Source organism: Aliiglaciecola sp. CAU 1673 (assembly GCF_029223185.1).
In the GTDB taxonomy this organism is placed as follows: Bacteria; Pseudomonadota; Gammaproteobacteria; order Enterobacterales; family Alteromonadaceae; genus Bowmanella.
On record NZ_JARHUG010000004.1, the window covers coordinates 68,237 to 88,369 of the forward strand.

The window sequence follows — 20,133 nt, forward strand, 5'->3', positions numbered from 1 at the left end:
CTCCGACACCGGTCTCAATGCGCCATTTTAGTGCAAATCGTCTTGCCCTCACTCACCTATACTGTACGTGGAACACGCAGTTTGCTGTAAATCTGTCCGGACAGTGCAAGCTCGCCCCAAATATGAGCATGCCCTCTTGATTTTTTGATCCGAACAGCCTATTTTTTCGTAATCTGGTCAGACCTCTTACAACTGGAGTCATCATGCAAAGTGCTATTTGGATTCTGTTGGTACTGGGCGCCTTAGGCGTTGCCAGCTACTGGCGGTTAAAACTTAACGTCGCGACCCTACTGGTTGCTGCTGTCATGGCAGCCGGTACCGTCGCGGGTGAAATTGGCTATCTTGGCTGGCTGCTGTTTCTTGTGATTGCACTGCCAATCAACCTCAGCGCCGTTCGCAAACAATACCTGACAGCTCCGCTTTTCAAGCTATACAAAAAAATCATGCCGGAAATGTCACGTACCGAGCAAGAAGCCATTGATGCCGGCACCGTGTGGTGGGACGGCGAAATATTCAGTGGCAATCCAAACTGGGAGAAGCTGCACAGCATTCCTCAGGCCCGTTTGACACCTGAAGAACAAGCTTTCCTCGATGGCCCCGTTGAGGAAGCATGCCGTATGGCCGATGAGTGGGATATTAACCACAAGCGCGCGGATCTCTCCCCTGAACTGTGGCAATTCCTGAAGGACAATAAGTTCTTCGCCATGATTATCAAAAAAGAATACGGTGGTCTGGACTTCTCTGCGTATGCGCAATCACGCGTGCTGCAAAAGCTGTCTGGCTCAGGTATCGTGCTGGCGTCCACTGTCGGTGTACCTAATTCATTGGGCCCCGGTGAATTGCTGCAGCACTATGGTACGCAAGAGCAGAAAGATCATTATCTGCCGCGCCTTGCCAAGGGTGAAGAAGTCCCCTGCTTCGCCTTGACCAGCCCGGAAGCAGGCTCTGATGCCGGCGCGATCCCCGATGTCGGGATCGTTTGCAAAGGCACCTGGGAAGGCAAAGAAGTGCTGGGTATGAAGTTAACCTTCAACAAGCGCTATATTACTCTGGCACCTGTGGCTACTGTAGTTGGTTTGGCCTTTAAACTGCAGGACCCCGAGGGTCTGCTGGGTAAGGAAAAAGAGCTGGGGATCACCTGCGCGCTGATCCCATCAACAGTAGAAGGCTTGGATATCGGCCGTCGCCACTTCCCGCTGAATATTCCGTTTATGAACGGCCCTATCCGCGGCGAAAACATCTTCGTTCCGTTGGATTTCATTATCGGTGGCCCCAAGATGGCCGGCCAAGGCTGGCGTATGCTGATGGAGTGTCTGTCAGTAGGACGCTGCATCACCCTGCCCTCTAACTCAGCCGGCGGCACTAAGTCTGTGGCTCTGGCAACCGGGGCCTATGCCCGTATTCGCCGTCAGTTCAAACTGCCAGTGGGTAAAATGGAAGGGATTGAGGAAATGTTGGGCCGCATTGGCGGCAGTGCCTATCTGATGGATGCGGTGACCAGCATGACTACCAAAGCCCTGGATATGGGTGAAAAACCCTCCGTCATCTCCGCCATTTGTAAATATCATCTGACCGAAAAAATGCGTCAGGTGGTCAATGACTCCATGGATGTGCATGGCGGTAAAGGCATTATCCTTGGCCCTAACAACTACATCGGTCGCGGTTATCAGGGTGCACCCATCGCCATCACTGTGGAGGGTGCCAATATCCTGACCCGCAACATGATGATATTTGGTCAGGGCGCCATGCGCTGTCACCCTTATGTTCTTAAAGAACTGTATGCGGCCAAAAACAGCGATGCACAAAAAGGACTGGATGAGTTCGATAGCGCCTTGTTTGGTCATATCGGCTTTACCATCAGCAATCTGTTCCGCAGCCTGTGGTTCTCCTTAACCGGTGCCCGCTTTGCTGGCGCGCCATTTAAGGACGAAACCAAGCACTACTACCAAGTGATGGAGCGTTTGAGTTCTAACCTGGCGTTTTTAACCGATGTGTCTATGGGCTTGCTTGGTGGTGAGCTGAAGCGCCGTGAGCGCCTGTCAGCGCGTTTAGGCGATATCCTCAGCTATCTGTACCTGGCAACAGCAGTGCTCAAGCGTTACGACGATGAAGGACGCCAAAAGGCCGACCTGCCTTTGGTGCATTGGGCCATGCAGGACAGCCTTTACAGTGCGCAAGTGGCCATCGACGAATTGTTGGACAACTTCCCTTCAAAGGCACTTGGTTGGGTGTTGCGAGCCATTGTCATGCCGTTTGGAAAGAGCTTTGGCCGTCCGGGCGACAAGCTGGATCACCAAATTGCCAATATTCTGCAAACCCCTTGTGACAGCCGCGATCGTTTGGGTAAAGGCCAGTACCTCTCTCGCGAAGAGAACAATCCTCTGGGCATGCTAGAGCAGGCGCTGGACGATATATTGGCCGCAGAGCCTCTGTACGACAAAGTGTGCAAAGCGGCCAAAGAGCGTCTGCCCTTTATGCAACTGGATAGGGTTGCTGCCAAAGGACTGGAACTGGGCGTGTTATCTGAGCAAGAAGCCGAGTTAATGCGTCGCGCCGAGCAAGGTCGTTTGAGAACAATCAACGTGGATGACTTTGATTCTGCTGAGTTGATGGCGGATAAAAGCCTGCTCGAGAAACCAAAAAAATCGAGCAAGGCCGATAAAGCCGCTTAATCCTACCTAAAGCCCTGCACCTGCAGGGCTTTTTTCTAGACTTACCGCACACTTGCTGCGACGCTATTAGCAAATAGCATTTCGCCCATACTCATATGCAACAACACTACCCTATCGGTGTTCCTGGTCAGCCATGGCAGGAAAAAGAAAAGCAGCAGTGGCTCGCAATGCAGTCCCAGAAGCGCAGTTACCACGAAGACGTCCTTTCGCAGATTGTCCACCTGCGGCATTCCTATGAGGTAGAGCAGTATGGTGAGTTGGATTACGCACAGGAGCATTACCCGCTGTTTGCCATTAAATCCAGCGATTGGGATCCCAATTTGCCTACCATATTGGTGACAGGTGGTGTCCACGGGTACGAAACCAGCGGCGTACATGGTGCCCTATCTTTTATGACATCCAAGGCGAGTGACTATTTTAGGCAAGTTAATATTGTGGTTACCCCCTGCGTCAGTCCCTGGGCCTATGAAACCATCAATCGCTGGAATCCAAGCGCCCTGGATCCCAATCGCTCATTCTATAAAGCCAGTCCTTGTCGGGAGTCTGCGCTATTAATGAATTATATAGAATCACTGGGCGTTTCTTTCGCAATGCATATCGACCTGCATGAAACCACTGACACCGATAACAGTGAATTTCGACCGGCGCTCTCAGCAAGAGATGGCATTGAGCAAGCCGTATGGGATATTCCTGATGGATTTTACCTGGTAGCCGACAGTCAGCATCCAGAGCCAGATTTTCAGACCGCTATTATTAAAAATGTCAGCACCGTCACCCATATCGCCCCTGCAGATGCCGGGGGGAAGATCATTGGCGTTCCTGTCACGCAACCGGGCGTTATTGACTACGATGCGGTGCCGTTGGGATTGTGCATGGGATTAACTCAGGCAAGATGGCGTACGACCACTGAGGTCTATCCGGACAGCCCCAAAACCGATCCTGAAAATTGCATTAAAGCCCAAGTCGCTGCGATTGAAGGTGCCATAGAATACGTTGTCCAGCAGCGTAGGTAGGCAATTAAAACAGCATTGATGTGTCGCGAAACGACAAGGTCGTGCAGAAAAAGTTTGTTCTGGGACGAAAAGATAACTGAATAGAGATGGCGGAGCGGACGGGACTCGAACCCGCGACCCCCGGCGTGACAGGCCGGTATTCTAACCAACTGAACTACCGCTCCAACGGTAGATTTTCTGCTTTCGCAGACACCTTATAAAGGTGTTGAGATTATCCCAGGTGGCGGAGCGGACGGGACTCGAACCCGCGACCCCCGGCGTGACAGGCCGGTATTCTAACCAACTGAACTACCGCTCCAGCATGGGATATTGTCGATTCAATGGAAGTGGCGGAGCGGACGGGACTCGAACCCGCGACCCCCGGCGTGACAGGCCGGTATTCTAACCAACTGAACTACCGCTCCAGTTTTCCATATAAATCAACCAGTTAACACCGGGATACCCCTGTGCTCAACTGCGGCGCAGATGATACGGGTTCACCCATAGTGAGTCAACCTCTTTTTGGCGGGATCGGGGCTATTTATCCCCCTCAATAGATCGTTTGCACTTTTATTGCGCAAGATGATGAAAAAAGGCGCTACGCAGCCTCTTTTTCCTTCTTCTTTTTGCTTGGAAGCAAGCGAACAATCTTACTCAATACCCCTGTTGTGGGTTTCTTAAGCGTGGTTTCACCTTTGGCTTTTTTCACCGGCTTGCGCTTACGCAGCATAAACCACCATATCAGACCGCCCCCCACGCACAGTACTAAGGCATTCGCTAACAGCACGATTTGTACTACGTCCACTTTCTCTTCTGGAGGAGCCTGAGCAAACTCAGCCATACCCTGATCCTCAGGCATGGCTTCATCAATGGCTTGGGCATTATCCATCATCGCGGAATCGGCTTCGGCATCATTAAGAGCAGCCTCGCCCTCCTGCCCCGCCGCAGAAGTTTCCTCTGTCAGTCCTCTTAAGCCTGGTTCCTCAGACAGAAAACTAAACTCGGGGACATCCAAAATGAATTCCCGACCATTGACGGTGCTGCCATAGGCCGTGATTTTGGCGCGAAATACACCGTACTCGTAGTTAATGACCTCATAAATACGAGGTTTATCATTGACTTCGGTAATGGAGAAACTCATGACATCGCCATTGGGATAGCGCAACTTTCCATCAATAAGCAAGGTTGTAATGTCCACCAAGTCACGGTCGGCATCGATAATCAGTTGATGACGGCCCTGTTCGCCATCATCCAGTACCACTGACCAATTAATGGGTGTCTTATGCAGTACCAACGGCTCGCCTACCACCTCTCTGGTGTACATGGGAGTGATCAAGCGATAAATCGGTTTCCATTGCCCATCGGCGATAGCGAGATTGAACTGGCCACTGAATACGCCGTCCATAGGGTATTCATCCATGCCCATGCCATTATCCTCAAACTGCGCCACCATCTGCGAGTCTGCACCAAAATTGGTGTAATCATGATTATTGGTACTGACAAATTCCACCGTCAGTTGCACCACATCTCTGAACATATTGTTTTCGATGGGCTTACCGCCATTGGTCAGGTGCGCATTAAGCTTAAGGATCTCGCCTGCAAGTAGTAAATCCGGCAAGGGATCCACATGCAACTCGATATCGCTCATCACCATTACCCGGCTGTTCGGCAATATCGGCCCAATAGCCTGCCAGGGCCCGGGCATAGGTTTTTTCAGTTTAATCAGATCAAAGGTGGCATCGTCATACCAATCCACTTTATCGCCATAGTCCCGTCCCTGGAAAATCTTGGAGCCATCGGGCCTGACTAAAACAATAGGACTGCTGCCATATTCACGAAAAAAAATCAGTGACACCTCATCGATTTCATGATCAATACGAAAACGATTTTTCAGCAGCTGAATACTGTTCAAATAGCCTTGATCAAGCATGCTGATGGGCGATGGCTGCTCTGCCTTCTCCTTAGCGGGCGCTGCTGTGCCCTCTTGGGCGGCAAGATTGGCGCTTATCAATAAGCAAAAGGCAACGAGGGCAAATCTGTTCATCATTTTCCCATTATTGACGCCAAAGGCAGGGACCTCCCTTTCCTTCGACAATATCGAGACGACGCTCATGCTGTTCCATTTCATCGGCGCTGGCACGGATAATCTTTAGTGCCGGACGATTGTTATTGAGACGAATAATGCTTTGTTGTCGAGATTCCTGTCCGGCGTTTTGCTGACCGGACAAATTCAGCGCCGTCTGCCCACCGGTCATCTGCAAATAGACATCGGCGAGGATCTCGGCATCGAGCAAGGCGCCGTGCAATGTGCGATGGCTGTTGTCGATGCCATAGCGCCGGCACAGGGCATCCAAGTTATTTTTTTGTCCTGGATGTAAATCTTTGGCTAATTGCAGGGTATCGAGCACCGTACAAAGACTTTCGGTGTGCTTAACAGGCAGACCTATGAGGGCGAATTCATGGTTCATAAAGCCCACGTCAAAGGGCGCATTGTGGATGACCAACTGCGCGCCTTGGATAAACTCGATAAAGTCCTGGGCGACATCTTTAAACAACGGCTTGTCGGTCAGCATCTCATTGGTAATGCCGTGAACTTCTATCGCTTCCTGCTCGATTTCACGTTCAGGATTAAGGTACACATGAAAATGGCTACCGGTGAGGCGGCGATTGATCAGTTCAACACAACCGATTTCGATAATTTTATGTCCCTGCCTGGGATCGATACCGGTGGTTTCGGTATCCAGTACTATCTGTCTCATGCTTTAGGCTCGAATGCTGTACATCGTCTTTGTGATCATTATACTGCCCACATCATTTCTGTCTCGCCCTTTATGGATGAGTCTCACTCAGCAACATCACACAGGCAGCCATTGGACGCTAATGCATGAAGAAAATTGATATTTATACCGATGGCTCCTGTCTGGGAAATCCTGGTCCTGGCGGCTACGGCGTGGTCATGCAGTATGGCAAACACCTAAAAGAGCTGAGTCAGGGTTACCGTTTGACCACCAATAACCGTATGGAAATGATGGCGGCAATTGCAGCCTTGCAAGCGCTCAGGGAAAACTGTGACATCCGTTTGTCTACCGACAGTCAATACCTGCGCCAGGGGATCAGTCAGTGGATCCACAACTGGCGAAAAAATGGCTGGCGCACCGCCGATAGAAAACCGGTGAAAAATGCCGATCTGTGGCAGCAACTGGATCAGCTGGTGCAATCGCACAAAATCGAGTGGTTATGGGTAAAAGGTCACGCTGGTCACCCACAAAATGAGCGCTGTGATGAATTGGCGCGTGTGGCTGCACAGGGAGACAACCTCATCGAGGATAAGGGCTTCGTTCCTGTCCAGCCCTAAAAATTACTACCAATATCCCACCATCTTGCCCAGATTTTGATTCCGCACCATACGTTGGTGCGCTTGTTCCAAATCGCTCACCTTATAAGTGGAGTCAAGAGGGACTTGTAATCTTTGCTGGGCAAAATCCGGCCCATGCTGCGCAAGCAAATCGGCAACCAAGTGCGCTTTATACTCATCACTGCGATTTCTGAGGGTTGACCCCATCAGCGTCGCCCGTTTCTGCAACAGTCTGCCCATATCAAACTCTTGCACTAAGCGTCCGGCCAGCATCGCCAGCTGCACAATACGACCGTCCAAATTTAGGAGTTTCAGATTACTGTTGGTTTGTTTACCACCAACAATATCGACAATGAGATCAACACCTGGCCATTGACCAAGGATTTTTTCAACCACATCCTCAGTGCGGTAGTTGACCAGCAGGTCAGCTCCCAGGGACTGGCAAAATGCCAGTTTTTCCTGACTTGAGGCAGTCACAGCCACCTTCGCACCCAATACCTTGCAAAGCTGAATAGCGGCGCTGCCCACGCCACTGGCGCCGGCATGAATCAGCACTTTTTGACCGGCCACCAGCTGTCCATTTCGAATCAATGCTCCATAGGCGGTCAAAAAAATCTCCGGCAGCCCGGCCGCACTCTGCATGGACATGCCATCAGGAATGGGCATCAGTTGAGCGGCTTTGACCCTGACCAACTCGGCATAGCCGCCTCCGGGAACCAAGGCACAGACTTTGTCTCCTGGTTTCCACCCCGTCACGCCAGCCCCCAATTCGGCCACAGTACCGGCGACTTCCAAGCCCAACACAGGGCTCTCTCCCTTAGGTGGAGGATACTTGCCTTCCCGTTGCAACAGATCGGCGCGATTAATGCCGAACGCCTCAACGGCAACAATCACTTCCTCCACACCTGCTTCAGGTGCGGGCATCTGTTCAATTCGAAGTGTCCCTGACTGATAGTCAATAAAACGCATTACTTCACCACAAAGCCAAGCGGCTCTTCCTGGAACAATTCCTCAACGGCCAGTTGTGTTACTTCAGCATTAGGCGGTCCTTCTTTAAGAAACTGCAGCAAACTGTCGAGTCGATCCCTGGCACCGCAAGCCAGTACTTCCACCGAACCATCAGACAGATTCTTGGCATAACCACTAATGCCCAGAGCTTGGGCTTGTTGCTGGGTACTTTTGCGAAAAAACACCCCTTGCACCTTGCCTTTTACTCTTACTTTGATGCACTGCTTCGCCATGGCGACCTCCTTTGTGGCCTCAGTAACACGTTTTCTTATGTTATTAAACCAACCGGGGACTCATATCCTTTCGCAATTAGGGTAAAATGCCCGCCGTTTTTTTGGATTACCTGGATCATGCTATGCCATCCACTTTGATATTGCATCCCGAGCGCGATAAATCCCTGTTGCGTCGTCATCCCTGGATTTTTGCCAGCGCCATCAAATCGCAAAAAGGTCGGGCTCGATTAGGCGATACGGTGGATATTCTCAATCATGAGGGTAAATGGTTGGCCCGGGGCGCCTGGTCGCCACACTCACAGATCCAGGCCCGGGTATGGACTTTCAAAGAAGACGAAGTGATCGACAACGCCTTCTTCCTGCGCCGTATTCAAAGCGCTTGGGAAGGCCGTCAGGAACTGATTGCCCGCCAGGGACTCACAGGCTGTCGCGTGGTTGCTGCGGAATCTGACGGACTACCAGGAGTCACTATCGACAAGTACGCCGACTTGCTGGTCTGCCAGCTATTAAGCGCCGGGGCAGAAAAGCATCGCGACAAGATCCTTTGGGCCTTGGATAAGCTGTTCCCCGAATGTGCCATTTATGAGCGCTCCGATGTGGCCGTCAGGCAAAAAGAAGGGTTGGAGCTACTGGTGCAAATGCACAAAGGCAAGTTGCCGGAAGAAGTGATTATTGAAGAAAACGGCGTAAAGATCCTGGTTAATCCGGCGCAGGGCCATAAAACAGGTTTTTATCTGGATCAGCGCGATAACCGTGCGGTTGCCGCGCGCTATGCCAAAGACAGACGGGTGTTAAATTGTTTTAGTTACACCGGCACTTTTGGCAGCTACGCCCTGGCAGGCGGTGCCCGCCATGTGACCAATCTGGACGTGTCAGACAGCGCCCTTACCCTGGCCAGGCGTAATCTTCAGATCAACCAACTGGACGAAAGTCGCAGTGACTTTATCAATGCCGATGTATTTGATGCCCTTCGCAAGTACCATCAGGATGGGCAACAGTTCGATCAGATTATCCTCGACCCGCCGAAGTTTGTGGAAAGTAAGGCTAATTTGACCCGCGCCTGTCGTGGCTATAAAGATATTAACCTGTATGCGATGCAGATCCTGTCGCCCGGCGGTATCCTCTGCACCTTTTCCTGCTCAGGACTGATGCCGACCGAACTTTTCCATAAAGTGGTAGCAGATGCGGCGCTGGACGCAGGCCGCGACGTGCAATTTCTGGAAAGATTAAGCCAGGCCCCCGACCACCCGGTGGCCAGCAGCTACCCTGAAGGTTATTACCTGAAAGGCTTGGTTTGCAGGGTGCTTTAACTCATCTCAATGATCTCGACACCGACCAGGTAACTGTTGTCGGTGCCGGGCGTGCAGCGAACCACCCGCGCTTTGGCATTGAGAGACGGGATCTGGCTGTTGGTAGATTCCAGCGATGCCTGCACCAAAGTACCGGGCTCTATGGACTCTTCCACCTCAAAGGACATGCCAGTGGCACTCAGATCTCTGCAAATCGCCGACAGACTGCGACTTGACTCATCGTCTGTCAGGCGCAGTTCGCAGGCCGCATTGACCATCATCCTAAAAAAATCACGCTTGTCATCATAGCCGAGCATTTGCTTCCCCTTGCTTCTGGCTTGGTTGCCATCTGTTATATTGCGGCCCATTGCCGATGTCAAACAAAACTCTAGCACTGTTCCAAATGGTTTTGGATACGCTTTTCCGATATTGGGTATGCTGTACCCAATTGCTGAGCAAAAAGGGATACGCGCAGTTCTTGCAACATCCATTTGACCTCTGCCAGAGCCACAGGCACAGGCTGACCCTTTGGCAATTTATTCAACTTTGCCTGCCAGGCGGCTTCCACCTTTTGCAAAACCAGTTGGTGTTGCCGATCGCGGTTTGGATCGATAGGCAGTTTTTCCAGGCGCTTGGCAATGGCTTGCAGATAACGATTCCAATCATCCAGGCGTTTCACGCCGATGTCGCTGACAAATCCGGGGTACACCAGCTGCGCCAGATTGGCTTTAATATCCCCCACTGCGTTAATCATGTTCAGCGGCACGTTACCTTTGGTCTTTTTATGGATTTCGTGGGCCAGAGTCAGGCCCTTTTCCACCTTAAGCGCAATAGACAACACCTGCTCGTTAAGCTCGGCACGCACTTTATCCCTTAACGAATTAAAAGCCTGAGGATCTCTAATTAATGCCGCTTCGCCGACCAGGGCATCCACCGCGGCAGCAATACAGTCATCGATAAGGGCTTGCACCTGGCCAAAAGGATTAAAATACAACCCCAGCTTGGCCTTGTTGGGTAATTTATCCTGCAGGTACTTAATCGGTGAGGGCAGATTCAATAACAGCATGCGCCGAAGCCCTTTGCCGTGGGCATCATCGGCTAAGTGCGGCTGGTCAAACAGACGGATAGCCACCTTGCCCTTATCATCCACCAGCGCCGGATAGGCTTTTACCTCATAGCTGCCCTGCTTATTGATGTATTCACGCTCAAGGGCACCAAAGCTCCAGTCGTCCAGGCCAGATTGCTCCAGCTCAGGGCTTGCTGCCTGCGACAGGGTTTGTTTCACCTTACCCTGCAGTTTTTGTTGCAGCAGGTGTAAATCTCGACCTTGGGCGACCATCTTGCCCTTTTCATCCAGGACTTTGAAATTCATCTTTAAGTGGGCAGGAAGCTCGGCCAAAGCCCATTCATCGGCGGTGATCTCAACACCGGTCATTTTCTTTAACTTGGCGCTCAGTGACTCTAAAAAGGGACTCTCATCCTGCGACAATGAAGATGCACAAGCCTTGGCGTAATCTGGTGCCGGGACAAAATTCTTGCGTAATCTTTTGGGCAAGGATTTGATCAAATGCACAATCAACTCTTCACGAAGCCCTGGCACTAACCAATCAAAACCATTGGCTTGCAATTGATTTAAAATCGGCAGAGGCACTAACAGGCTCACCCCGTCATCCTCATCCTTGGGTTCAAAGTGATAACTTAACGCCAATGTCAGGTTGCCTTGCCGCCATTTTTCCGGGTAATCCAGTTCACTGATATGACTGGCATCCTGGCGCATCAGGTCTTGTTCACTAAACTGCAGCAGGCTTGGGTCTTTTTGCTTTTGCCACCACTTACGAAAGCTTGCTTCTGAACAAATGTCATGGGGCAGCCGATGCTCGTAAAAGGCCACCAGATCTTCTTCATCGACCAGAATGTCCCGGCGCCGACATTTTGCTTCGAGGGTTTCCACGGCATCCATCAGAAGCGCATTGTGGGTCAGAAAATCGAAATTCAGCTTGGTATCCAGATGCACCAGCGCTTCGCGGATAAAGATTTCACGGCTGGTTTTGCCATCGATGCGACCATATTGCACCTTTCGGCTGGTCACAATATCCAATCCAAACAAGCTCACCCGTTCGTTGGCGAGCACCGCGCCTTGCTTTTTCGACCAATGGGGCTCTGAATAATGACGCTTGATTAAATGCCCAGCCAAGGCTTCCAACCAGGCGGGATCAATCTTAGCCACACTTCTGGCAAAAAGACGCGAAGTTTCCACCAACTCTGCCGCCATCACCCATTTGGGCGGATGCTTAGCCAATCCCGACGCCGGGAATATCAAAAATCGACTGTTACGCGCGCCCAGGTATTCGCGCTCCTTATCTTTAAAGCCGATATGTGAGAGCAAGCCGCTGGCGATGGCTTGGTGAATAGCATCATAATCAGAAGGTTCACTGTTCACCCTAAAGCCCAAATCCACAATGGCTTGCTTAAGCTGACTGACAATGTCCTGCCATTCGCGCATGCGCAGATAATTCAGATAATGGGTCTTACACCATTTTTTCAGCTGATTGGCCGTTAGCTGCTTCTGTTGTTCACGAAAAAGTTGCCACAGGCGCAAAAAGGAGAGGAAATCTGACTCTTTTTCCTGAAACTGGCTATGGGCTTCATCGGCGGCCTGACGTTTATCATGTGGCCTTTCTCTGGGGTCCTGAATACTGAGTGCCGCCCCAATCACTATCAGCTCGCTCAAACAATTGAGCCTGGCTGCTTCCACCATCATTCGCGCGTAGCGTGGATCGACCGGTAATCTTGCTATCTGCCGACCAATGGGCGTCAATACGGCGCGCTGACGTCCTTTACCTGCAGCGGTAGCACCGAGCTCCTGCAGCAGGGTGAAACCGTCGTTGATATGGCGCGAATCCGGCGCTTCCACAAAGGGAAAAGCTTCCATATCGCCTAACCCCAGGGACAGCATCTGCAAAATGACCGATGCCAGATTGGTGCGCAGGATCTCGGGATCGGTAAATTCCGGACGGCCCAGATAATCCTCTTCGCTATACAAGCGAATACAAATCCCCTCGGATACCCGGCCACAGCGTCCGGCCCGCTGATTGGCAGAGGCTTGCGAGACTGCCTCGATAGGAAGTCTCTGTACTTTACTGCGATAGCTATAGCGCGACAGCCTGGCAAAACCGGGGTCGATCACATACTTGATGCCAGGCACCGTCAATGAGGTCTCTGCCACGTTGGTGGCAAGTACAATGCGCCGGCCGGCATGAGGTGCGAAGATCCGGTTCTGCTCTGCTGCCGATAATCTGGCATAAAGTGGCAGCACTTCAGTTGCTTTCCATTGCTGACGCTTAAGCCCTTCTGCGGTATCGCGAATTTCCCGCTCACCGGCCAAAAACACCAAAATATCGCCCTGACTTTCCCGACCGAGCTCATCCACTGCATCAATAATGGCTTGCAACTGATCTCTGTCGCTGTCGTTATCTTCCTGCACAGGGCGATAGCGGATCTCCACCGGATAGGTTCGTCCACTCACCTGGATAATGGGCGCATTTTCGAAATGTTTAGAGAAGCGCTCAGGATCGATGGTGGCGCTGGTAATGATAAGCTTCAGATCCGGACGTTTGGGCAAGAGTTGTTTAAGGTAGCCCAAGATAAAATCGATATTGAGGCTGCGCTCGTGAGCCTCATCAATGATCAGGGTGTCATATTGATTAAGAAATCTGTCCTGCTGTATCTCGGCAAGCAGAATACCGTCAGTCATTAACTTCACATAGGTGCTGTCGCTGACCTGATCAGTAAAGCGCACCTTATAGCCCACAGCCTGGCCAAGTTCGGTGTTCAGCTCCTCTGCAATCCGGTTGGCAACACTTCTGGCCGCCAGTCGCCTGGGTTGACTATGCCCAATCAGCCCGGCGACTCCGCGTCCCAGTTCCAGGCAGATTTTGGGCAACTGCGTGGTCTTCCCCGATCCGGTCTCCCCGGCAATAATCACTACCTGATTATCGGCAATAGCCTTGGCAATCTCGTCTTTGTGTTCGCTAACCGGTAAAGGCGGATACTCAAACTTTGGTTTGGCCGCTAATCTGGCTTCATAACGTGCAACCGACTGCGCTATTTGGGCCTCGAGCTTGGAGATGGCCTGGGCATCGTCTTTGCCTTGCAGTTGACGTAAGTGGCGCCAAAAGCGATGACGCTCTGCGCTCATGCAGCGTGATATCTGTGCCTTGAGAGAATCTTTATGCAAACGAATAGGACCTGCAGCGATTTGCGAAGGCGCAGATCCTAGAAGAAGGCGGAGAAGATTTCCACCATTGTAAGAGGTTGAAAAACTTGCCCTTAACCAGCGCGCTCGTAACCGGCGTGCAGCTGGATATCAATGGCTTTAAGCACATTGGCGCGGGTAATAACGCCCAGTAACAGACCATCATCGTCCACCACAGGGTAAACCTTGGGTTTAACCCCAAGCATCTGCTGGCCCAGTTCAATAATGGACGCATAAGGCTTTACCGATAACACATCCTTGCGCATCACATCCTTAACCCTGGCGACCTGCTCTCGGTAATAGCTTGATTCTAACATTTTAGTCAGGCAATCCTGCTCCGATAGAAAACCCAACAGGCGCTTTTGCTCATCAATCACAGGACCACCGGTTTGATGTCCATTAAGCAATCTTTCCACCGCTTCTGCCACGGTCATATCCGGATTGAAGGTAACAGGTCTGTGATTCATGTAATCGCCGACTTTCAAAGATTCCATTTGGACTCCTTCTGATGTTGCTGCCTTGGAGATCTCCTCACCCTAAAGATAGCCTATGGCAGTGATCTCCAATGGTTTTTCTGCGATTTATTCGCCGGCAAAGATCCCCACCGTCAGTTTGCCTTTGGTATCAATAGACGCACGATACATACCGCTGGTATTAAACGGCATGCTCACAGCGCCCTTACTATCGACCACTATCACGCCGCCCTCACCACCGGCTTCTTTTAGCACTTGGTTGATCACTGTATCTGCCGCGGTCTTGGCATCGATATTCTGGTATCTCACCCGGGCACAAATATCGGCGGCCACGTTGTAGCGAATAAAAAATTCGCCATGGCCAGTGGCTGACACCGCACAACTTTGGTTATCGGCAAAATTACCGGCCCCGATCACCGGCGAGTCGCCTATGCGGCCATAGCGTTTGGCGGTCATGCCACCAGTGGAGGTGGCAGCAGCAAGATTACCCTGACTGTCCCGGGCAACCGCGCCTACTGTGCCGAATTTATAATCGGTATGTACTGGTGAAATCTGTTGGAATGCCAATTTTTCCTTAACATCGAGCAATTGCTTGTAGCGCTGTTCATTGTCGAAGTAGCCCGTAGAAGCACGCTCAATATCATGTAACCAGGCGAATTGTTCAGCCCCATCACCACTTAAAAACACATGATCGGATTTTTCCATGATCAAGCGTGCCAGTGTAATGGGATTCTTTACATGTTTAACGCCAGCTACGGCACCGGCGGCACGATCTTTCCCGTCCATAATCGAGGCGTCTAATTCATGCTCACCGTTGTAGGTATACACTGCGCCGCGACCCGCATTAAAAAGTGGGCTGTCTTCCAAAATCTTGATAGTTTCGGTGACCGCCTCGACAGCACTTTTGCCCTGTTTCAATAATGTATGTCCGAGCGTGACTGCCTCTTCCAACTTTTGCCGGTAAACGGCTTCCTGCTGTGGGCTCATATGCTCCCTTTTTAAAGTACCGGCCCCACCATGGATGGCGATCGACACGTCTTCAGCCACTACTTGGCCTGAAAGCAATTGACTGGCTAGGATCAGAGGAACTAAAGGAATGTTTTTCTTCATTATTTTCACCAGAAGACAGCGGGTAAGGCTCTCAGACTAGCAGAAGTAAATGATTCAGAGCAAAGGTTGAGTTTGGCCCTTGGATCTGTTTTGATGCGGGCCAATAACGCATTGATTCGGAAATATCTTTGTCTACAGAAAGTCTTTTTTGGTATGACCTTGAAACCTGGGGCGCCAATGTTCAAAAGGACCACCCTGTTCAGTTTGCCGGGATCAGGACCGATCTTGAGCTGAATGTGATCGGTAAACCACTTAATCTGTTTTGCCAGATCCCCAGCGATTACCTGCCCCATCCCATGGCCTGCATGATAACCGGCATTACTCCGCAGCAATCTTTGCGCGATGGCATGGTGGAAGCCGAGTTTATCAAACGTATCCATCAGGAATTCAGTCAGCCCAATACCTGTGTGGCGGGATATAACAGCCTGCGTTTCGATGACGAAGTCATGCGTTACAGTTTTTATCGCAACTTTTACGACCCTTATCAGCGGGAGTGGCAACAGGGCAATAGTCGCTGGGACATCATTGATATGGTCAGGGCCTGCTATGCCCTGCGCCCTGAGGGTATAGAATGGCCGCTTCGGGAAGACGGCAGCCCCAGTTTTAAATTGGAAACCCTGACCGAGGCCAATAACTTAGTGCATCAGCAAGCACACGACGCACTCAGCGATGTCAGGGCCACCATCGCCTTGGCCAAACTCATCAAAGACAAACAACCCAAGCTCTACCAATATCTTTTTAATCTGCGCAGCAAACAGCAAGTTCAGGCACAGATTGATTGTTTTAACATGACACCATTGGTGCATATTTCATCCAAACTGCCGGCCAGTCAGGGCTGCTGCACGTGGATAGTGCCGGTTTGTCAGCATCCCAAGAATAAAAATGCAGTGGTGGTGCTGAATCTGATGTTGGATCCCGGCCCATTGTTGGAATGGGACGCCCAGCGTCTGCGCGAGCGACTTTATACCCCTGCCAGTCAATTGGATGAAGGCGAAGAGCGCCTGCCCATTAAACTGCTGCATATAAACAAGTGCCCGGTGATTGCCCCTGCCAAAACCCTGACAGCAGAAAATGCAGAGCGTCTTGGCATCGACCGGCAAAAATGTCTGGATAACCTTAAATTGTTAAAAGAGGCGCCGGGGTTAGTGCAAAAACTTCAGGAAGTCTTTGAAGAAGAAGCCATGGAGCGACAGCTTGATGCCGACCATGCACTCTACACAGGCGGCTTTCTTAGCGATGCAGACAGGGCAAAGTGTGAACAAATCCGCCAATTGGCGCCACAGCAGTTAGGCGCGCGTGAATGGCAATTTCAGGATCCCCGCCTCAATACATTATTGTTCCGTTACCGGGCCAGAAACTATCCAGCAACCCTCAATCAGGATGAACTGGAAAAATGGCAGCGACACAGACAATACAGACTGCTGGACAACGATTCCCCGGCCAGCATCCATCTTGAAGAATTTCTCTTGGAAATTGAACATCTTGGGCAAGAACACCAGCAAGACAGCAATAAACTGGCAATTTTGCGGGCACTGTATCAATATGCGAAGAATATTTAGGTAATCCTTATGTCAAATTGGACGATAACCTAATAGTCGCAGTAGTTGGGCTGGAGCATGAAAGGCGTAACTCTCTCTCTTGAAGAAAATGGAAAATTTCTGATGCTTGGCATCGATACTCAGCTTTTGCAAGAAAAGCTGGATGGACAGGCGTTGCTGAGTTTTATAAAAAGTAGCCAATATGGCAGCTATTTCCTGTTCGATGACAACATCAAGAAATTGGCCAAAGACTCGCAAAAAGCCAAAGATTCTAACCTTGTTAAGCAGTTCAAAGAAAAAGTTGGCGAACGACGTGACGCCGAGGTCAAGTTCAAGATCCAAGATGCGGATATGGTGGCTGAACTCACCGTCATTACCGCCTTTGGCGGCAGCAACCCCAACTTTGCCCAACTGATTAAGCAAGCCCAGCAGATGGGTATCAAACGTGGTTTGGGTCGACGCCAGTTAATGGCTATCGTTAAAGAAGCCAAGTTCGCGGCCCCCGGCACAGAAATCAAGCGCATCGTTGCCAAAGGCCTACCCGCGCGAAATGGCCGAAACTCCAAATTACATCCCCTTGTACCTAATGCCCTTGAGCGTATTCTCAGGCCGCAGGAGCTTAGCGTCAGTCGCGTGGACATGCGTAACCTTGGCGATGTTATCTGCGTCAAAGCAGGCGCTCCCGTGCTTCGCAGGCTCGCGCCCGGTAAGGGACGTTCCGGCTATACCCTAAGGGGTGAAAAGATCCCTGCCACAGCAGGCGAATGGGTGAAGTTTTCTCCCGGTGAAGGCACCAAACTCAGTCCTCATGACGAGAACCTGCTATTAGCTGAAATTGCCGGGATGCCGAAGTTTCGTGATGACGTGATGACCGTCGATCAGACCTACATCTGCAAAGGGGTCAATGTCGGTACCGGGAATGTGAACTATGAAGGGGCCGTAATCGTCAATGGTGATGTCACCGAAAAGATGATTATCGAAGCCAAAGGCGATGTCACCATTAACGGTTTTGTTGAATCTGCCACCATTAAGTCAGGGGGCGATATCATCATCACCCAAGGTGCTATGGGTAAGCAGAATGAAGTGGGTAAACAAGAGTACAGCACCAAGTTGATCGCTCAAGGCAGCGTCCATATCCAACATGGGCAGGGTCTCGACATTGCCTGTGCAGGCAATGTCACTGTGGGTAAACAATTGGCCCATAGCCGTATTGTCTGCCGTGGAGGTGTGATTGTAGGTCCTATCGACAATCCCAATGGCAACCTGTTCGGCTGTGAAATTCAATGTCGCGACTCGGTACGTGCCGGCACCATTGGCGCGGTATCTGGCTCCAGTCTGTATGTTGACTTCAGCGACGGATACAATTATCTGGTTGAGCGTAAGGACATCCTCGATGACTTGCTTAAGGTCATCACCAATAACTTTCTGCGCCACAAAGGCAAGATAGATATTATTCAGAAGAAAAAGATGCCGCCTGATATCGCCCAAAAAGTCAGTAAGGCACTAAAACTCTATAAGAGTGAAGAGCAAATCCTGGGCTGGCTACATGGTAAAATTGAGCATCTGAGCAAGGCCAGAGAACAATATTTGGATATGTCCAGGTTGGTAGCCAGTAAAAAGATCCATGCCGGTGTGGTGGTAAAACTCAATACCCGAACCTGGAAAACGGATCGCGAATACAATCGCGGCCATATCCACTACTTTGAGCACCAGTGGCATTTTGAAGGTAACTAGGCCAGCGAACGGCTGGCCTTCGATTCGCTTTAGCGCTTCAGCCGTGCCTTGAGGCTCGACGTATCCCAACGAGAGCCGCCCATCGCCTGAACATCGGCGTAGAACTGATCCACTAAGGCGGTTAAGGGCAAACTGACATTCAACGCTTTGGCCTGCTGCAAAGCAATATCCAGATCTTTACGCATCCAGTCCACCGCAAAGCCAAATTCATATTCCCCTTTAAGCATGGTTTGATAACGGTTTTCCATCTGCCACGACTGCGCCGCACCTTTGCTGATCACCTCAACTACGGCCTCACAATCCAGGCCCGCGGCCTGTCCAAAATGCAGCGCCTCTGCAAGGCCCTGGACTACACCGGCAATACAAATCTGATTCATCATCTTGGCCATTTGCCCACTGCCACAAGGACCAAGTAAGCGTGAAAAACGGGCATAAGCAGCCATTACCGGCTCGGCTTTGGCGTAGGTAGCCGCTTCTCCGCCCACCATAATGGTGAGCTTGCCGTTTTCCGCTCCGGCCTGACCGCCGGAAACCGGGGCATCTAAAAATCCAACGTGCTGTTGTGCTGCCTTCTGCTGTAACTCGCGAGCAACTTCTGCTGAAGCCGTGGTGTGATCCACCAACACAGCCCCGGCTTTCATGCCCGCCAAAACACCCTGCTCACCCAGTACAACAGCCCTCAAATCATCGTCATTGCCCACACACACAAAGACGAAATCACAGTCTTTCGCCGCCTCTTTAGGCGTAGCGGCAAACTGACCAGCATATTGCACAACCCAGTCTTTGGCGCGGCTTTGGGTTCTGTTATACACCGTCACTGGGTAGCCGGCACGCTGCAGATGCCCCGCCATGGGATAACCCATCACGCCCAAACCAATAAAACTGACTTTCATACCCCTTTTCTCCTATCTTTTTTCGCTGAGGATTTAGTATCCTCTTGAGTTCGCAGCGCATTTATTCAGCCGCCACACTTTATAGCAGGAAGCCTATGTCATCTATCTATGATTTTGAAATGCCCTTAAATACCGGTGAATCTAAGTCGCTGGCAGATTTTAATGGTAAAGTTCTCCTTATTGTTAATACCGCCAGTCAATGTGGCTTCACACCGCAGTATGAGGGACTGGAAGCCCTGTATCGCGACCTCAAACCACAAGGACTGGAAATACTGGGGTTTCCCTGCAATCAATTTGGTGCTCAGGAGCCGGGTAATGAGCAGGAAATTCAGCAGTTTTGCTCGGTAAATTTTGGCGTCAGTTTCCCCTTGTTTAAAAAAGTGGATGTGAACGGCGAGAACGCTGCCCCCCTCTTCAGTTACCTCAAGGAGCAGGCTCCTGGCTTTATGGGTAGCAAGAGTATCAAGTGGAACTTCACCAAATTCCTGGTCAACAAAGAGGGCAAAGTGGTTAAGCGTTATGGCTCCATAACCAAACCCGAAGAAATCCGCAAAGATATCGAAGCGTTGCTTAAGGCATAA

The 20,133-nt window shown here is 50.9% G+C and carries 16 protein-coding genes and 3 tRNA genes; 7 read left to right on the plus strand and 12 right to left on the minus strand.

The genetic code is table 11. The features are described from left to right. The first annotated feature begins 203 nt into the window (after positions 1–203). Together fadE and P2G88_RS04830 are read left to right on the plus strand one after the other, a co-directional pair. Positions 204–2,672, plus strand: coding sequence for an acyl-CoA dehydrogenase FadE (gene fadE / locus P2G88_RS04825; RefSeq protein WP_275794586.1), 2,469 nt, complete (start codon positions 204–206; stop codon positions 2,670–2,672). 95 nt (positions 2,673–2,767) lie between these two features. Beyond that, positions 2,768–3,685 (plus strand): M14 family metallocarboxypeptidase, encoded by a 918-nt coding sequence (locus tag P2G88_RS04830; RefSeq protein ID WP_275794587.1) that lies wholly within the window; start codon positions 2,768–2,770, stop codon positions 3,683–3,685. An 87-nt stretch (positions 3,686–3,772) separates the two neighbouring features. On the opposite strand, the gene P2G88_RS04835 is transcribed toward P2G88_RS04830, so the two are convergent. From P2G88_RS04835 to dnaQ, 5 genes are all read right to left on the minus strand, one after another. Further along, a tRNA-Asp gene (locus P2G88_RS04835) sits at positions 3,773–3,849 on the minus strand. A 57-nt stretch (positions 3,850–3,906) separates the two neighbouring features. Continuing rightward, positions 3,907–3,983, minus strand: a tRNA-Asp gene (locus P2G88_RS04840). Positions 3,984–4,012: 29 nt separating this feature from the next. Then, positions 4,013–4,089: transfer RNA gene (locus P2G88_RS04845), tRNA-Asp, on the minus strand. 173 nt (positions 4,090–4,262) lie between these two features. After that, entirely contained in the window at positions 4,263–5,708 is a 1,446-nt protein-coding gene (locus P2G88_RS04850; protein WP_275794588.1) for a TIGR03503 family protein, read from the minus strand. Positions 5,709–5,718: 10 nt separating this feature from the next. Next, the gene (gene dnaQ, locus P2G88_RS04855) at positions 5,719–6,423 is read right to left on the minus strand and encodes a DNA polymerase III subunit epsilon (RefSeq protein ID WP_275794589.1); all 705 of its coding nucleotides are present in this window, start codon (positions 6,421–6,423) and stop codon (positions 5,719–5,721) included. Between the two features lie 125 nt (positions 6,424–6,548). Between dnaQ and rnhA the strand changes: the two genes are divergently transcribed. Then, complete coding sequence (gene rnhA / locus P2G88_RS04860; RefSeq protein WP_275794590.1) at positions 6,549–7,019, plus strand: ribonuclease HI; 471 nt, start codon at positions 6,549–6,551, stop codon at positions 7,017–7,019. A 6-nt stretch (positions 7,020–7,025) separates the two neighbouring features. Here the strand turns inward: rnhA and P2G88_RS04865 are convergent, their stop codons facing one another. Then, entirely contained in the window at positions 7,026–7,988 is a 963-nt protein-coding gene (locus P2G88_RS04865) for an NAD(P)H-quinone oxidoreductase (RefSeq protein ID WP_275794592.1), read from the minus strand. Then, the gene (locus P2G88_RS04870; RefSeq protein ID WP_275794593.1) at positions 7,988–8,260 is read right to left on the minus strand and encodes an acylphosphatase; all 273 of its coding nucleotides are present in this window, start codon (positions 8,258–8,260) and stop codon (positions 7,988–7,990) included. The genes P2G88_RS04865 and P2G88_RS04870 overlap by 1 nt, the downstream gene beginning before the upstream one ends. Before the next feature lie 122 nt (positions 8,261–8,382). On the opposite strand from P2G88_RS04870, the gene P2G88_RS04875 reads away from it, so the two are divergent. Beyond that, entirely contained in the window at positions 8,383–9,570 is a 1,188-nt protein-coding gene (locus tag P2G88_RS04875; protein ID WP_275794594.1) for a class I SAM-dependent methyltransferase, read from the plus strand. Here P2G88_RS04875 and P2G88_RS04880 read toward each other — a convergent pair. The 4 genes from P2G88_RS04880 to P2G88_RS04895 form a co-directional block, all read right to left on the minus strand. Further along, complete coding sequence (locus tag P2G88_RS04880; RefSeq protein ID WP_275794595.1) at positions 9,567–9,866, minus strand: PilZ domain-containing protein; 300 nt, start codon at positions 9,864–9,866, stop codon at positions 9,567–9,569. The two genes, P2G88_RS04875 and P2G88_RS04880, sit on opposite strands and share 4 nt — an antisense overlap. A 71-nt stretch (positions 9,867–9,937) precedes the next feature. Beyond that, a complete protein-coding gene (hrpA, locus tag P2G88_RS04885; protein WP_275794794.1) occupies positions 9,938–13,792 on the minus strand; it encodes an ATP-dependent RNA helicase HrpA in 3,855 nt (1,284 codons plus the stop codon). 86 nt (positions 13,793–13,878) lie between these two features. Further along, the gene (locus P2G88_RS04890) at positions 13,879–14,298 is read right to left on the minus strand and encodes a CBS domain-containing protein (RefSeq protein ID WP_275794596.1); all 420 of its coding nucleotides are present in this window, start codon (positions 14,296–14,298) and stop codon (positions 13,879–13,881) included. Positions 14,299–14,385: 87 nt separating this feature from the next. Beyond that, on the minus strand, positions 14,386–15,387 hold the full coding sequence (locus tag P2G88_RS04895) for an isoaspartyl peptidase/L-asparaginase (RefSeq protein ID WP_275794598.1): 1,002 nt from the start codon (positions 15,385–15,387) through the stop codon (positions 14,386–14,388). Between the two features lie 128 nt (positions 15,388–15,515). On the opposite strand from P2G88_RS04895, the gene sbcB reads away from it, so the two are divergent. After that, positions 15,516–16,946: an exodeoxyribonuclease I gene (sbcB, locus tag P2G88_RS04900; RefSeq protein WP_275794599.1), complete on the plus strand. Its 1,431-nt coding sequence runs from the start codon at positions 15,516–15,518 to the stop codon at positions 16,944–16,946. Between the two features lie 57 nt (positions 16,947–17,003). Further along, on the plus strand, positions 17,004–18,659 hold the full coding sequence (locus P2G88_RS04905; RefSeq protein WP_275794600.1) for a FapA family protein: 1,656 nt from the start codon (positions 17,004–17,006) through the stop codon (positions 18,657–18,659). Positions 18,660–18,688: 29 nt separating this feature from the next. Here the strand turns inward: P2G88_RS04905 and P2G88_RS04910 are convergent, their stop codons facing one another. Then, positions 18,689–19,552: an NAD(P)-dependent oxidoreductase gene (locus P2G88_RS04910; RefSeq protein ID WP_275794601.1), complete on the minus strand. Its 864-nt coding sequence runs from the start codon at positions 19,550–19,552 to the stop codon at positions 18,689–18,691. A 95-nt stretch (positions 19,553–19,647) separates the two neighbouring features. On the opposite strand from P2G88_RS04910, the gene P2G88_RS04915 reads away from it, so the two are divergent. Continuing rightward, positions 19,648–20,133, plus strand: a complete 486-nt coding sequence (locus tag P2G88_RS04915) for a glutathione peroxidase (protein WP_275794602.1) — start codon at positions 19,648–19,650, stop codon at positions 20,131–20,133.

What these genes read in the sequence shown, in the direction of transcription:
- fadE (WP_275794586.1), top strand. Translation starts at nt 204, where the DNA reads ATGCAAAGTGCTATTTGGATTCTGTTGGTACTGGGCGCCTTAGGCGTT.
- P2G88_RS04830 (WP_275794587.1), top strand. Translation starts at nt 2,768, where the DNA reads ATGCAACAACACTACCCTATCGGTGTTCCTGGTCAGCCATGGCAGGAA.
- P2G88_RS04850 (WP_275794588.1), bottom strand. Translation starts at nt 5,708, where the DNA reads ATGAACAGATTTGCCCTCGTTGCCTTTTGCTTATTGATAAGCGCCAAT.
- dnaQ (WP_275794589.1), bottom strand. Translation starts at nt 6,423, where the DNA reads ATGAGACAGATAGTACTGGATACCGAAACCACCGGTATCGATCCCAGG.
- rnhA (WP_275794590.1), top strand. Translation starts at nt 6,549, where the DNA reads ATGAAGAAAATTGATATTTATACCGATGGCTCCTGTCTGGGAAATCCT.
- P2G88_RS04865 (WP_275794592.1), bottom strand. Translation starts at nt 7,988, where the DNA reads ATGCGTTTTATTGACTATCAGTCAGGGACACTTCGAATTGAACAGATG.
- P2G88_RS04870 (WP_275794593.1), bottom strand. Translation starts at nt 8,260, where the DNA reads ATGGCGAAGCAGTGCATCAAAGTAAGAGTAAAAGGCAAGGTGCAAGGG.
- P2G88_RS04875 (WP_275794594.1), top strand. Translation starts at nt 8,383, where the DNA reads ATGCCATCCACTTTGATATTGCATCCCGAGCGCGATAAATCCCTGTTG.
- P2G88_RS04880 (WP_275794595.1), bottom strand. Translation starts at nt 9,866, where the DNA reads ATGCTCGGCTATGATGACAAGCGTGATTTTTTTAGGATGATGGTCAAT.
- P2G88_RS04890 (WP_275794596.1), bottom strand. Translation starts at nt 14,298, where the DNA reads ATGGAATCTTTGAAAGTCGGCGATTACATGAATCACAGACCTGTTACC.
- P2G88_RS04895 (WP_275794598.1), bottom strand. Translation starts at nt 15,387, where the DNA reads ATGAAGAAAAACATTCCTTTAGTTCCTCTGATCCTAGCCAGTCAATTG.
- P2G88_RS04905 (WP_275794600.1), top strand. Translation starts at nt 17,004, where the DNA reads ATGAAAGGCGTAACTCTCTCTCTTGAAGAAAATGGAAAATTTCTGATG.
- P2G88_RS04910 (WP_275794601.1), bottom strand. Translation starts at nt 19,552, where the DNA reads ATGAAAGTCAGTTTTATTGGTTTGGGCGTGATGGGTTATCCCATGGCG.
- P2G88_RS04915 (WP_275794602.1), top strand. Translation starts at nt 19,648, where the DNA reads ATGTCATCTATCTATGATTTTGAAATGCCCTTAAATACCGGTGAATCT.